The organism is Amnibacterium sp. (assembly GCF_025463795.1).
Lineage (GTDB): Bacteria > Actinomycetota > Actinomycetes > Actinomycetales > Microbacteriaceae > Amnibacterium.
In genome coordinates, this window is record NZ_JAODBE010000144.1 from 1 (window position 1) to 13,571 (window position 13,571).

General features: G+C 73.1%; 14 protein-coding genes and 1 pseudogene. 4 read left to right on the top strand and 11 right to left on the bottom strand.

Annotation, left to right across the window (positions count from 1 at the left end; all coding sequences use genetic code 11):
- Together JWQ92_RS12385 and JWQ92_RS12390 are read right to left on the bottom strand one after the other, a co-directional pair.
- Positions 1 to 597: pseudogene (locus tag JWQ92_RS12385) on the bottom strand (oxidoreductase); the annotation flags it as partial.
- Entirely contained in the window at positions 594 to 1,094 is a 501-nt protein-coding gene (locus JWQ92_RS12390; protein ID WP_297344766.1) for a pyridoxamine 5'-phosphate oxidase family protein, read from the bottom strand. The pseudogene JWQ92_RS12385 and the gene JWQ92_RS12390, both read right to left, overlap by 4 nt.
- A gap of 107 nt (positions 1,095 to 1,201) precedes the next feature.
- Between JWQ92_RS12390 and JWQ92_RS12395 the strand changes: the two genes are divergently transcribed.
- On the top strand, positions 1,202 to 2,146 hold the full coding sequence (locus tag JWQ92_RS12395) for a DNA-3-methyladenine glycosylase 2 family protein (protein ID WP_297344767.1): 945 nt from the start codon (positions 1,202 to 1,204) through the stop codon (positions 2,144 to 2,146).
- 6 nt (positions 2,147 to 2,152) lie between these two features.
- Here JWQ92_RS12395 and JWQ92_RS12400 read toward each other — a convergent pair whose 3' ends face one another.
- A complete protein-coding gene (locus JWQ92_RS12400) occupies positions 2,153 to 2,755 on the bottom strand; it encodes a TetR/AcrR family transcriptional regulator (protein WP_297344768.1) in 603 nt (200 codons plus the stop codon).
- Between the two features lie 39 nt (positions 2,756 to 2,794).
- Entirely contained in the window at positions 2,795 to 3,274 is a 480-nt protein-coding gene (locus tag JWQ92_RS12405; protein WP_367276734.1) for an Lrp/AsnC family transcriptional regulator, read from the bottom strand.
- Between the two features lie 141 nt (positions 3,275 to 3,415).
- Here JWQ92_RS12405 and ald point away from each other — a divergent pair, with 141 nt between their 5' ends.
- A complete protein-coding gene (ald, locus tag JWQ92_RS12410) occupies positions 3,416 to 4,516 on the top strand; it encodes an alanine dehydrogenase (RefSeq protein ID WP_297344770.1) in 1,101 nt (366 codons plus the stop codon).
- A gap of 40 nt (positions 4,517 to 4,556) precedes the next feature.
- Here ald and JWQ92_RS12415 read toward each other — a convergent pair whose 3' ends face one another.
- Both JWQ92_RS12415 and JWQ92_RS12420 read right to left on the bottom strand, forming a co-directional pair.
- Complete coding sequence (locus tag JWQ92_RS12415; RefSeq protein WP_367276735.1) at positions 4,557 to 5,756, bottom strand: cysteine desulfurase-like protein; 1,200 nt, start codon at positions 5,754 to 5,756, stop codon at positions 4,557 to 4,559.
- A 16-nt stretch (positions 5,757 to 5,772) separates the two neighbouring features.
- Complete coding sequence (locus JWQ92_RS12420) at positions 5,773 to 6,210, bottom strand: Lrp/AsnC family transcriptional regulator (protein ID WP_297344772.1); 438 nt, start codon at positions 6,208 to 6,210, stop codon at positions 5,773 to 5,775.
- 154 nt (positions 6,211 to 6,364) lie between these two features.
- Here JWQ92_RS12420 and ddaH point away from each other — a divergent pair, with 154 nt between their 5' ends.
- Positions 6,365 to 7,222, top strand: coding sequence for a dimethylargininase (gene ddaH, locus JWQ92_RS12425; RefSeq protein WP_367276736.1), 858 nt, complete (start codon positions 6,365 to 6,367; stop codon positions 7,220 to 7,222).
- Positions 7,219 to 8,415, top strand: a complete 1,197-nt coding sequence (gene rocD / locus JWQ92_RS12430) for an ornithine--oxo-acid transaminase (RefSeq protein WP_297344773.1) — start codon at positions 7,219 to 7,221, stop codon at positions 8,413 to 8,415. The genes ddaH and rocD overlap by 4 nt, the downstream gene beginning before the upstream one ends.
- A gap of 19 nt (positions 8,416 to 8,434) precedes the next feature.
- Here rocD and JWQ92_RS12435 read toward each other — a convergent pair whose 3' ends face one another.
- The 5 genes from JWQ92_RS12435 to JWQ92_RS12455 form a co-directional block, all read right to left on the bottom strand.
- On the bottom strand, positions 8,435 to 9,382 hold the full coding sequence (locus JWQ92_RS12435) for a PrsW family glutamic-type intramembrane protease (RefSeq protein WP_297344774.1): 948 nt from the start codon (positions 9,380 to 9,382) through the stop codon (positions 8,435 to 8,437).
- 78 nt (positions 9,383 to 9,460) lie between these two features.
- Positions 9,461 to 10,285 (bottom strand): phosphatase PAP2 family protein, encoded by an 825-nt coding sequence (locus JWQ92_RS12440; protein WP_297344775.1) that lies wholly within the window; start codon positions 10,283 to 10,285, stop codon positions 9,461 to 9,463.
- Between the two features lie 167 nt (positions 10,286 to 10,452).
- Positions 10,453 to 11,547: a hypothetical protein gene (locus JWQ92_RS12445; protein WP_297344776.1), complete on the bottom strand. Its 1,095-nt coding sequence runs from the start codon at positions 11,545 to 11,547 to the stop codon at positions 10,453 to 10,455.
- Positions 11,547 to 12,749 (bottom strand): ATP-binding protein, encoded by a 1,203-nt coding sequence (locus JWQ92_RS12450; protein ID WP_297344777.1) that lies wholly within the window; start codon positions 12,747 to 12,749, stop codon positions 11,547 to 11,549. Before JWQ92_RS12450 ends, JWQ92_RS12445 begins: the two co-directional genes overlap by 1 nt.
- 84 nt (positions 12,750 to 12,833) lie before the next feature.
- A partial coding sequence (locus JWQ92_RS12455; protein ID WP_297344778.1) for a lipoyl synthase occupies positions 12,834 to 13,571 on the bottom strand: 738 nt, incomplete at its 5' end.

The following is a 13,571-nucleotide window of genomic DNA, read 5'->3' on the forward strand; positions in this document are numbered from 1 at the left end:
CGGTCTGCCGGGCTCGGCATCGAGGCGAGGCACGACGTCGCTCGCTCCGAGCCCGCGCAGGTGGTCGCCCAGCTGCTCCGTCCGACCGGTCGAGGCCACCACCTCGAAGCCGGAGGCGGCGAGCAGCGCGACCGCGAAGCCACCCACCCCGCCGCCCGCCCCCGTGACGAGCACGGGTCCCGGCGGCGGCGCGAGCCGCTGCAGCCGCAGCACCGACAGCGCGGCGGTGACGCCGGCGGTCCCGATCGCCGCCGCGTGCTGCGGGGTGAACGGCATCGGCACCTCGACGATCCACGCGGGGTCGACCGCCACCCGCTCGGCGAGCCCGCCGTCGCGCCGCTCGCCGAGGCCGGCGCCCGTCACCACCACCGACCGCCCGTCGGGCAGGCGGCCGACCGCGTCGATTCCCGCCGTCTTCGGCAGCCCGCGGAGGATCCCGGGACGCCCGGCGACCGCCATGGCGTCCTTGTAGTTGAGGGACGAGAGGTCGACCTCGAGCAGCACCTCGCCGACGCCGGCCTCAGGATCCGGGGCGTCGGCGACCTCCCCCGCCGTGCGGCCGTCCCGGTCGGCGACGACGACCGCCCGGACGGTCACGACTCGAGGTCGACCGTGTGCGACTCGCCGACCTTCGGCTGTCCGCCCGTAACGGCGGCCTTCGCGTACTTGAAGAGCACGAGCGGCTTCGGCTCGTCCGTCGACCAGTACTCCGCGGTCCTGGCGGTCACCTTGAGGAGCGCCACCTTCGGGTCGTCGCGGCCGTGCTCGAACCAGGCCTCCGCGCCGGTGTCCCACAGGTCGTCGATCCTCGCCGCGTCCTTCACGATCTCGGCGACGCCCGCGATCGACACCCAGCCGGATCCGGACTCCAGCGCCACGTTCACCTCGGGGTTCGTGCGCACCTCGTCGGTCTTGTGCGAGGGGTCCTCGGTGAAGAACCAGAGGTCCCCGTCGAACTCCCGGTCCTTGACGGCCATCGGCCGGCTCACGAGCTGGTTGTCTGCGCTCACGGTCGTGATGAGGGCGATCCGCGCCTTCTTCAGCAGCTTGGCGAGCGTCGCGCGCTCCTCATCGGTGGGCGTGGTGGTGGTCATGGCGCGAGGCTAGCCAGCGACCCCGTGTGCGGCCCGAGTCCGCTGCAGCGCCGGACGCGCCGGAGTGTCGGTTCGCGGACGTCGCCCGGCGTTCCTACGCTGTGCCGGTGATCGCCACGACGACCCCCGAACGGGTGTCGGACGCGACCACCGTCTACGACCCGGCGGAACCGGTCGATCTCGCCGCGACGATCGCGCCGCTCCGCCGTGGCGCGGGCGACCCGACGTTCCGGCGCGACGGCGTCGCGGTGTGGCGCACCACGACCACGCCGTCCGGCCCGGCGACGCTGCGGCTCGTGCAGCGGGAGGACGGCGCCGTGCGCGCGCACGCCTGGGGGCAGGGCGCGGAATGGGCGATCGACGGCGTCCCCGAGCTGCTCGGCGCGGGCGACGACTGGTCGGACCTCGACGTGTCGTCGGTCCCGCTGCTCGCCGACGCCCGGCGCCGCAGCACCGGCCTCCGGCTCACCCGGTGCCGGCAGGTCGCGGAGATGATGGTCGCCGCGATCCTCGAGCAGAAGATCACGACCCTGGAGGCGCATCGGTCCTGGGCGTGGCTGGTGACGCGGCACGGCACGCCGGCGCCCGGCCCGGCCCCAGCGGGGATGACGGTCGCGCCCACCGCCGAGGGCTGGCGACGCATCCCGTCATGGGACTGGCACCGCGCCGGTGTCGATCCGAAGCGGTCCCGTGCCGCCGTGGAGGCGACCCGGGTCGCGCCGGGCCTCGAGCGCACCCTGGACCTCGGCCGCGGCGGCGCCGAGATCGCGAAGCGGTTGCGCACCGTGCCCGGCGTCGGCATCTGGACCGCCGCCGAGACCAGCCAGCGCGCGCACGGGGACCCGGATGCGCCGAGCATCGGCGACCTGCACCTCTCGACCCTCGTCGGTACCGCGCTGGTCGGCCGCGCCGTCGACGACGACGGCATGCTGGAGCTGCTGGAGCCGTGGCGCGGCCACCGCCAGCGCGTCGTGCGGCTGATCTACCGGGCCGGGGTGCGGCCTCCGCGGCGCGGTCCCCGGATCACGATCCAGGACCACCGCTTCCACTGACGGGAGTCAGGCGCCGGGCAGCAACCGGGCCTTGTCGCCGAGGGTCGCCTCGAGCAGCTCGGCCGCCTCGGGCCGCATGTCGCGGGGCATCTCGAGGCCCGCGAGCACGTTGATCAGCATGCCGTCGGCGAGGAAGCTGCGGGCCGTCTCGGGGTCGACGCCGGCCTCGTCCCTGAGGAACGCCCAGATCTCGAGGAAGCCGTCGCGCGCGGCGGCGCCGATCGCCGGCTCCGAGCCCTGCATGAACGCCTGCATGAGCGACGTGTGCACGCCCCGCTCGCGCAGCAGTTCCAGGTAGGCGGGCCCGAGCGCGTCGCACGGGTCGCCGCCCGCCGCACCGGCCGCACGCCAGTCGGCGAGGGCCCCGCGGAACGCTGCGAGCAAGGAGGTCTTCGCGCGGCCGATCACGGCCAGGAAGAGCGCCTCCTTCGAGCCGAACATCCGCACCACGTAGGGCTGGCTGATGCCCGCGGCCCGCGCGACCTGATCGGTGGTCGCGCCGAAGTACCCGCGCTGCCCGAACAGGACGCTCGCGGCAGCGAGGATCGCGTCCCGTCGCTCGGCCGAGGTCATGCGGCGGTCGGTCGGCTCGGGCGCGAGAGAGGTCATGGTTGACAGAGTAATCATTCGATTACTACATGCGGCCGCTCAGATTCGGAGCGCCCCGATGTCGTGCTCGAAGATCAGGCTCGTGTTCGTCGAGGCGACGATGGGGTTCGTCGACAGCTGCTCCGTCACGAAGTCGCGCAGGTCCTCGGTCGTCCGTGCCTGGAAGTGCACGATGAAGTCGGCCGCCCCCGCCAGGTAGAAGAACTGCGTCACCTCGGGCAGCGAGCGCAGCTGATCGGCGAAGGCAGCGAGCTGCCCTCGGGCGCCGGGCGTGATCCGGATCGACACGAGGGCGTGCAGCCCGTAGCCGAGGCGCCGCGGATCGAGGTCGACGGTGAACCGGCGGATGACCCCCGTGTCCTGCAGGGCACGCACCCGCTGCAGGCAGGTCGACGGCGCGACGCCCACGAGCTCCGCGAGGCGGTTGTTCGGGATGCGGGCGTTGTCCCGCAGCGCCTCGAGGATCCGCCGGTCGACGTCGTCGAGTCGCGCCGCGGACTCGTTCGGCGTGGCAGCCACAGTGCCGAACATAGCCGAAGATCGTTCGTCCACAGGTCTCTCCACCATGTGGATATTCGGCTCCTCTGGTGAACTCCCGAACAGCAGGAGTATCCCAGGGGGAGCCGCGAGCGGATCGCGCGAGCGAGGAAGAGGTCTCCCATGCTGATCGGCGTGCCCACCGAGGTGAAGAGCAACGAGTCGCGGGTCGCGGTGACGCCGTCGGGTGCGCACGAGCTCGTGGGCCACGGCCACCGCGTGCTCGTGCAGCGCGGCGCCGGGGAGGGGTCCGGCTACAGCGACGCCGAGTACGAGGTCGCCGGCGCCGAGCTCGGCGGCTCAGCCGCCGAGGTCTGGGGCACCGCCGAGCTGCTGCTCAAGGTCAAGGAGCCCATCGCCTCGGAGTACGGATTCCTGCGCGAGGACCAGGTGCTGTTCACCTACCTGCACCTCGCCGCCGACCGGCCGCTCACCGAGGCGCTCCTCGCCTCCGGCACCACTGCGATCGCCTACGAGACGGTGCAGCTGCCCGACCGGTCGCTCCCCCTGCTCGCCCCGATGAGCGAGATCGCCGGCCGCCTGTCGGTGCAGGCGGGGGCGGAGCAGCTGATGCGCCCGCACGGCGGCCGGGGGGTGCTGCTCGGGGGTGTCACCGGCACCCCGCGCGGCAAGGTCGTGATCCTCGGCGGCGGCGTCGCCGGGGAGAACGCCGCGACCATCGCCGTCGGCATGCAGGCGGACGTGACCGTCTTCGACATCAGCCTGCCGAAGCTCAAGGCCCTCGACGCCCGGTTCGGGGGCCGCGTGCAGACCCTCCGCTCGAGCCCGTACGAGATCGCCGCACGCCTCCGCGACGCGGACCTCGTGATCGGCAGCGTGCTCATCCCCGGGGCGGCCGCGCCGAAGCTCGTGACCGACGCCATGGTCGCCGACATGCGCGCCGGCTCCGTGCTCGTGGACATCGCGATCGACCAGGGCGGCTGCTTCGAGGGCTCACGGGCCACCACGTACGACGAGCCGACGTTCCCGGTGCACGGCTCCCGCTTCTACTGCGTGGCGAACATGCCGGGCGCCGTGCCGCAGACCTCGACGATCGCGCTCACCAACGCCACGCTCCCCTACGTGCTGGCGCTCGCCGACCGTGGCTGGGAGGCCGCGACGGCCGCCGATCCGGCCCTCAAGGCGGGCGTGAACGTCGCAGCGGGGCGCCTGCACAACGCCGCCGTGGCGGGCGCGCACGGCCTCGAGGTCGCTCAGGCCTGACCGGGGAGCCGCGCAGCAGGAGGTCGTCCTGCTGTGGAGCTCAGGACGCGAGGAACTCGCGGATGCCGGCCAGCAGGCGGTCGACCTCGTCCTCGGTCGTGTACGGGGCGATCCCCATGCGCAGCCCGGCGTGCTCCGGCAGGCCGAGCCGGATCGCGGCCTCGTAGGCGTAGAAGTCGCTGGAGCCGAGCGCGATGTCCCGCTCCGTGAGGAACGCGGCGGCGTCGGCGGTGGAGCGCTCACGGAACGTGATCGTCTGCGTCGGCGTCCGGTCGGCCGCCCGGGAGTGGAGCACGACCGCGTCGCCGTGGGCGCGCAGGCCCGACTCGAGCCGCTCGAGCAGTCGCGCCTCGTGCTCGTGCAGGGCGGCGAACGACGCGCGGAGCCGCTCGCGGCGAGGCACCGCGGCATCCGCCCCGCCGAGGCCCGCGAGCACGTCGACGGCCGCGGTCACGCCCGCCAGGAGCTCGTAGGGGAGCGTGCCGTACTCGAAGCGCTCGGGCACCGCGTTCGTCGAGGGCGCGAGCTTCTCGATCTCGATGGACTCGAGCCGTGCCGGATCCGCGACGAGCGCGGCGCAGTGCGGCCCCAGGAACTTGTAGGGCGAGCAGGCGAAGAGGTCGGCGCCGAGCGCCGCCACGTCGACGAGCGTGTGCGCCGCGAGATGCACCCCGTCGACCCAGACGAGGGCGCCGACGGCATGCGCGAGGTCGGCGACGGCGCGCACGGGCGGCTTCGTGCCGATCAGGTTCGACGCGCCCGTCACCGCGACGAGCCTCGTGCTCGGCCCGATCGCCGCCTCGGCGCTGCGGAGGTCCAGCTCGCCGGTGGCGGGGTCGAAGTCGATCCAGCGGACGGCCGCGCCCGCCCGCTCGGCGGCCTGGATCCACGGCCGCACGTTCGAGTCGTGATCCAGCCGCGTCACCACGACCTCGTCGTCGCTCGTCCAGCCGCGGCCGAGGTGGCGGGCGAAGTCGTAGGCGAGCTGCGTGGCGCTCCGGCCGTGGACGACACCGCGCGGGTCACCGCCGGTGAGATCGGCGATCGCGCTGCGGAACGCGATGACCGCGTCGTCCGCGTTCCGCTCCGAGGCCGTGGCGCGTCCCCGGTTGGAGAGCGGGCCGGCCAGGGTGCGGGCCATCGCGTCGGCGACGGGCTGCGGCGTCTGCGTGCCTCCGGGGCCGTCGAAGTGGGCGATGCCGGACTCGAGCGAGGGGAACAGGGCGCGGAACGCCGTCACGTCGAACCCCATCGGGTCAGTTCCCGATCCGGTTCACGAGACGGGACAGCACGATCGCGCTGCGGGTGTGGTCGACGTTCGGCGCCACACGCACCCGCTCGAGCGCGAGCTCGAGGCTCGGGATGTCCCTGCTGCGCATGTGCACGATGGCGTCGGCGCTGCCGGTCACTGTGCCGGCGTAGACGACCTCAGGCACCGCCGACAGGATGCGGCGCAGCTCGGTGGGCGAGACGGTGCCCCGGCAGAAGAGCTCCACCCAGGCCTCGGTGCTCATGCCCTCCATGGCCGGGTCCACCTGGATGGTGAAGGAGCGGATCACGCCCTCGGCGAGCAGCCGGTCGACGCGCCGCTTGACCGCCGACGCGGACAGCCCCACCACCGCCCCGATGTCGCCGTACGCCGAACGCGCGTTGCGCTTGAGCAGGTCCAGGATGCGGGAGTCGATGGAATCCACCCCTTCACGCTAGCAATCGTTGCGTCCGGGCGCCAAGTCGCGCACAAGTGATGCGTGGCGATCGCCTTCCTTGCCCCCATCCGCTGGCACACTGGAAGGGCCGTCGACCCGGTCCGGCCAGAAGTCTCTCCGTCTTGATCCGAAGGGGTTCCTCGTGTCCCAGACCGTCCCGGCCGCAACGGACGTCGCCGACCGCTCGGCGCTCTCGCGCCACTACCTGATGTGCCGTCCCGAGCACTTCACCGTCGTGTACCGCATCAACCCGTGGATGCACCCGCAGGTGCCCACCGACACCGCGCTGGCCCTGCAGCAGTGGCAGTCGCTCTACGACACCTACGACCGGCTCGGCCACACTCTCGAGCTGATCGACCCGATCGAGGGGCTGCCCGACATGGTCTACAGCGCCAACGGGGGCTTCACCCTGGACGGGAAGGCGTACACGGCGAAGTTCACCCACCCCGAGCGCCAGGCGGAGGGCCCCGCCTACGGCGACTGGTTCCGCGCCCGCGGCTTCGAGGTGCACGAGGCGCGCGAGATCAACGAGGGCGAGGGCGACCTCCTGCTCGTCGGCGACGCGATCCTCGCGGGGACCGGCTTCCGCACCAGCATCGAGAGCCATGCGGAGCTCGCGCGGGTCTTCGACCGCGAGGTCGTCACGCTGAAGCTCGTCGACGACCGCTTCTACCACCTCGACACCGCGATCGCCGTGCTCGATCCGGAGGGGGCGGACGCGAACATCGCGTACCTGCCCGAGGCGTTCGACGGGGCGAGCCGCGCGGTGCTGCAGCGCCGCTACCCCGACGCCGTCGAGGTGAGCGCCGAGGACGCGCAGTGGCTCGGTCTCAACTCCATCTCGGACGGCAGCAACGTGGTCATCGCCGCGAAGGCGAAGGGGTTCGAGGCGTCCCTGCGCGAGCGGGGCTACACCCCGATCGGCCTCGACCTGTCCGAGCTGCTGCGCGGCGGCGGCGGCGTGAAGTGCTGCACCCTCGAGCTGCGGATCGCCCGATGACCCGGGCCGGCAGCGCGCTCGCCAACAACTACTCCCCGCTGCCCGTCGAGGTGGCGAGCGGGAACGGCGCCTGGGTGACCGACGTCGAGGGCAGGCGCTACCTCGACCTGCTCGCCGCCTACTCGGCCGTCAACTTCGGCCACGGGCACCCGGCTCTGATCGCCGCCGCGAAGGCGCAGCTCGACCGCGTCACGCTCGTCTCCCGCGCGTTCGAGAACGACCAGCTCGAGCCGTTCGCGGCCGAGCTCGCCGCGCTCGCCGGCAAGGAGATGGTCCTGCCGATGAACACCGGCGCCGAGGCCGTCGAGTCCGGCATCAAGGTCGCCCGCGCGTGGGGCTACCGCGTGAAGGGCGTCGAGCACGACCGCGCGACGATCGTCGTGGCGAGCGGCAACTTCCACGGCCGCACGACCACGATCGTCTCGTTCAGCGACGACCCGTCGGCACGCGACGACTTCGGCCCGTACACCCCCGGCTTCCGCATCGTGCCCTACGGCAGCGCAGAGGCGCTGGAGGCTGCCATCGACGAGACCACCGTCGCGGTGCTGCTCGAGCCCATCCAGGGTGAGGCGGGCATCATCGTTCCGCCGGAGGACTACCTGCCCGCCGTGCGTCGACTCTGCGACGTGCACCGGGTGCTGTTCATCGCGGACGAGATCCAGTCCGGCCTGGGCCGCGTCGGCGCGACCTTCGCCTGCGACCTGGTCGGCGTCGTGCCGGACCTCTACCTGCTCGGCAAGGCCCTCGGCGGCGGCATCGTCCCGGTCTCCGCCGTGGTCGGGAACCGCGACGTGCTCGGGGTGCTGCGACCCGGCGAGCACGGGTCGACCTTCGGCGGCAACCCGCTCGCGGCGGCCGTCGGCCGGGCCGTCGTGCGGATGCTCGCCACCGGTGAGCCGCAGGAGCGGGCGCGCGAGCTGGGCGCGGTGCTCCAGCGCCGCCTCGAGGCCCTCGTCGGTCGCGGCGTGACCGCAGTGCGGGTGCGCGGCCTCTGGGCGGGCGTGGACATCGATCCCGCCGTCGGTACCGCCCGCCAGGTGTGCGAGCGCATGATGGCGGAAGGCGTGCTCGCGAAGGACACGCACGGTCAGACCGTGCGGTTCGCGCCGCCGATCGTCATCGACGAGGCCGATCTCGAGCACGCGATCGACGTGCTCGAGCGCGTGCTCACGACCGCGGCGCAGCCCGCCTGAGCCCCCGGGCGGGCATCGCTCAGGCGCTACCCGCGTAGTGCGCGTCGACGACCTCCGCGTCGCGGCGGTGGCGCCGCCGCACGAGTCCGACGAGCGTGAGGATGCCGATGACGGACAGCACGGCGAGCCCGACGACGTAGAAGGCGAACGTCAGCTCCTGCACCGCCGCCCCGGTGCCGGGCCGCAGCATGCCGTACTCGAGCGCCGGCACGGCGTTGCCCGTGATCACCACGGCCAGGATCGACGCGATCCCGCTCATCGAGTCCCACAGCGCGTGCAGGATGGAGACGCCGAGGAACACGCCGATCACCCCGAGCGTGATCCGGTACCGGCGGCCGTCGCGGGCCGCGGCGAACAGCGCGGCACCGAACACGGCGGTCCAGAGCACGTGCCCGAGCGGGGTCAGCAGCGCCCGCAGCACCTCCGACTGGAGCAGGCTCGCGAGACTGATCCCCTGACTCGTGATGGCCGCGTTGAAGGCGTAGCCCGCCGACTCGAACGCGGCGAAGCCCGCGCCGACCGTCGCACCGAGCAGGGCGCCCTGCCTGGCGGTCTTGGGCACGAGGCTGCGGCCGACGACGATCAGCAGCACCGCCTTCACCGCCTCCTCGATGAGGCCGACCCCGAAGTAGAGCAGCGGCGTCGCCTGCAGCCGGGACTCGAGCAGTGAGGCGCCCAGGACGCCGAGCACGCCGCTGACGAAGAACGCCACGATCAGGTGGGTGACGGTGAAGTTGCGGCTGATCCGCTCCGCCGCGAACAGCACGACTGCGAACGGCACGAGGAAGCTGCCGACGAGGATCAGCGTGGGCACGAGGTTCGTGTTCAGCGTCACGATCGTCACGACGATGCTGAGGCCCCAGAGCAGCAGCCCGGCGAGCAGCCCCTTCCACCACCAGCCGTGCCGGTGCGTGATTTCGGGGGCGTCCTGCAGGGCGACACGCGGCGCCTGCTGGTAGGTGCTCATGCCAACCATGATCCGCGGCACGCTGGACGTGCTCCCCACGGATCCGGGGAGCCGCCCGTGGGTGCCGTGTCGGGGCGGTCAGGCCGGTGCCCCGCGCTGCCTCGCGGTGAGGTAGAGCCGGTGCGCGGTGATCACGATGCCCAGCCACGCCAGGCCCAGCAGCCAGCCGGCGAGCACGTCGGTGAACCAGTGGGCCCCGAGCAGGATGCGGGTGAGGCCGACGACCAGCGCGATCACGACGGCCGCCGCGACGGTGACGGTGCGCCCGGCCGCGGTGCGGCGCCGCAGGACGAGCAGGTAGGCGACCACCCCGGCGATGACCGTGGCGTTCAACGTGTGCCCGCTCGGGAACGAGGGCGAGGTCTCGAACGGCGGGATCGCGTCGATGTGGAGCGGTCGGTGCCGGCCGATGATGTCCTTGCCCGCGATCGTCATGGCCAGGGAGCCGAGGCCCGCTGCCGCGATGAGGATCACCGGTGTCCAGGACCGGCGCCGCAGGGCCAGCAGCAGGATCGCGACGAGCGCGAGGATCGGCATCCCCACCGGCCCGAAGCCGATGGCGACGGCGGCAGCGATTCCGTCGGACACCGGTGAGCGCATGCCTATCGCGGCATGGAGCACCGGGACGTCGAGGCCCGCGACCCCGTCGCGCTCGGTCACGGCGTCGTAGACGCGCGAAGCGAGGAAGGCGAGCAGGAAGACGACGACGACCCCGATCGCGAGCGTCGCCGCCAGCGCGCCGTGCGCGCCGATCCGCCGGGACACCTGCACGGCGGCGTGCGCCGCGCTGCGGCCGGCGGTCGTGGACCACGAGGTCAGCGGGGTCGAACCCACCGCGGTGTCGTGGCGCAGCTCACCGGTCACGCCGGCATCCGCCGGCTTCGGCGTCAAGGGGTCGGCCACGGGGCTCCTCGGGTCGGGGCCACCGAGCCTGCCTCACCGGCCCGAGCGGCACCTGTGCTGCGCCGGATGCAGGTTCGCGTGCCGTGTGCAGGACGGATCGGGCCCCCGGAACCTGCAGACGGCACCGGGACCTGCACATCGGCGCCGGTGGCCGTCGGACCGCGCGGTCAGCGCTCGACGGGCACCTCGGCGACGAGCACGACCGCGTGGTCGTCGCTGCGCAGGTCGACGTGCGGGAACACCGAGCGGAGCACCGGCAGCAGCGGCGCGATCACCGACCGCGGTGGACGGGACCCCACGGGGAGCGTGAGCTCGAGCACCGCCTCCAGATCCTGGCCGACCACCACCGCCGTGCCGGGGCGCGCGGGATCGAGCAGCGGTACCGCGCCGACGAGGCCGCGTACCGCCGTGCGCTGCTCGGGGCTCATCCGCTCGACGTATCCCTGCCGGTCGGTGACGACGAAGCCCGCCTCGCTCAGCCAGTCGCGGCGGAGGTCGGCGAGCACGGCGGTGCGGAGGCCGGTGGCCAGCGCTCGTGCTCGGCGGCCGTCGCCGTCGGTGAGTGCGCCGGCGGCGAGGATGTCCTCGAGCAGCGGCACGACCTCCGCCTCCATGCGGGCGATGGTCTCCTGCTGCACGGTGAGCCGCACGACCTGGTCGACGGTGGGGATGCCGGTCCGCTGCGCCGAAGCGCGCAGCAGCCGTGCGAGCGCCGCCCTGGCGAAGGCCGCGGACGCCGCCGCAGGCGCGACGATCGACGTCATCGCGATGGACGCTCGGGTGAACGGCGAGACCTGCAACGTGACGAACGGGGAGACGACGGCGGCGGTGGCCCCGACCACGAGCGCGGCGACGAGGCCGCCGACGAGCACCTCCTGCGCCGGCCGCATCGCGGCGACCACGAACAGGAAGATCGGCACGGTGACGAGCCCCCAGTCGTCGTGCACGAGGTCGTTCGAGCCGAGCTGCGCCAGCTCGTCGAGGAGGAAGGCGAGCAGCGACAGGCCGGTGACGAGCACATGGCTCCGCATGCGGAAGGGCCCGCGGAACGGGCTCGAGGTCACCGTCGCGACGACGCCCGTGAGCGCGACGATCAGGATCGCGGCGATCTCCAGCGACCAGTTCGCGACCTCCTCGGCCCCGACGGCGGTCATCCCGACGGCGGCGAGCAGGGCGAGGCATCCGCCCCCGAAGGCGAAGAGCCTCGCCGACTCCCCCGCATCGAGCGGGTCCTGCTGCTGCAGCGTGCGCTCGAGGCGCATCAGGCGTCCGACCCGATCAGTCCGTCAGCGGGTGCACGCGGGACGGTGAGCAGCACCGTCGTGCCCACGCCGGGCCGCGCGAAGACGCGGACCGATCCTCCTGCCTCCTCGATCCGGGCACGGACGGACCCCGCGAGTCCGATCCGGTCGGGGGCCACATCCTCGACGTCGAAGCCGGCCCCGGCGTCCGTGATCATGACGGAGACGCCTTCCGACTCCGCGAGCACGGTCATCTCGGCGGCGTCGGTCCCGGCGTGGCGGAGGATGTTGGCGAGGCACTGGTCGATCGCGCCGCCCAGCGCCCGGCGCACCTCGGGGTCGAGGCCGCGCAGCGCGGACAGCTCACCGTCGACCTGCACCCGGAGGCCGGCGGCCGTGGCTCGGTCGACCGCCGCTTCGACGGGGCCGGGGGCGCCGGCTCCGGCATCGGGCTCCGGCTCGGCGTCCCAGTCGGGGGACGCGAGCAGCTCCAGGGTCGACGAGAGCCGCGCGGTGAGCGCGGGGGAGAGCCTGCCCGGCTCGCTCGTGGCGAGCACGGCGAGGTCGTTGAGCACGGTGTCGTGCACGACGCGGGCGGCGCGGGACCGGGCGATGGACCGGGTATGGAGGAGGGCGTCCTCGTCGGCGGCGCGGACGAGTGCGCGCCGCGGCGCCTCCGCCCGGTGCCGGGACACCGCGAAGCCGACGCTCGCGAGCACGACGATCGCGAGTGCGCCGAACTCGGCGCCGTCGAAGGCCCACCGGTATCCGAACCGGGGGCCCAGCACCGCGCAGAGCAGCTCGGACACGACGACGACCGCGATGCTGAAGGTCGCCGGTGCCCAGCGCCTGCCGGCGTTCACGCAGTACGCGATCAGCGCCGCCTTGAACAGGGACAGGCCGAACGACGCCGTCGTGTCGTCGAGGGAGACCTGCACGGTGGCGAGGTAGAACGCGAACCCCGCCTCCATGAGCAGGAAGGCGCCGATCGCGACGATCCACCGGAGCCGTCTCGTCATCCGCACGCCGAGCACGAGACCGGCCGCGGCAGCCACCAGGGTGCCGATCAGCGGTGGGAGCACCCCGTCGATCCCGATCCCCGGTAGCAGCGCCTCCGCCTCGGCGATGGTCGCCATCGCCAGCGTGATCGTCGCGTACCAGAGCGCGCCGCTGCGCAGACCCGCCGCGAGGGCCCTCGCGTATCGGTCCGGGCCCGGCTGCATGGCGGGGATGCTACGGGCCGGGCCGTCCCGGCGCTGCCCCCGCGCCCGTGGTTCGGGTCCCAGGACGATAACGTCCGGGACCCGTCAGCCGACCGCCTGCGCGAACCCGAGGGTCGAATCGGCGAGATGCTGCAGCGACTCCGGGATCGCGCGCCCCTTCGCCACCATCGACTGGGCCCAGAGGCGCCCCGCCCGGTAGGACGACCGGACAAGGGGACCGGCCAGCACGCCGAGGAAGCCGATCTCCTCGGCCGCCGTCTTGAAGTCCACGAACTCGGCGGGCGTCACCCAGCGGGCGACCGGCAGGTGCCGCGGCGTCGGCCGCAGGTACTGGGTCAGCGTGATGATGTCGCAGCCGGCGTCGTGGAGGTGCTCGAGCGCCTCCAGCACCTCGTGCGGCTCCTCCCCCATGCCGAGGATGAGGTTCGACTTGGTCAGGAGCCCCGCGTCGCGCGCCTGGGTGATCACGCCGAGCGAGCGCTCGTAGCGGAACGCGGGACGGATCCGCTTGAAGATCCGCGGGACCGTCTCCACGTTGTGGGCGAAGACCTCGGGCCGCGAGGAGAACACCTCGCCGAGCAGGTCCGGGTTCCCGGAGAAGTCGGTCGCGAGGATCTCGACGCCGGTTCCCGGGTTCTGGCGGTGGATCTCCCGCACGGTCTCGGCGTGCAGCCAGGCGCCCTCGTCGGGCAGGTCGTCGCGGGCGACGCCCGTGACGGTGGCGTAGCGCAGGCGCATCCTCGCCACGGACTCGGCCACGCGTCGCGGCTCGTCCGTGTCGTAGTCGGCGGGCTTGCCCGTGTCGATCTGGCAGAAGTCGCA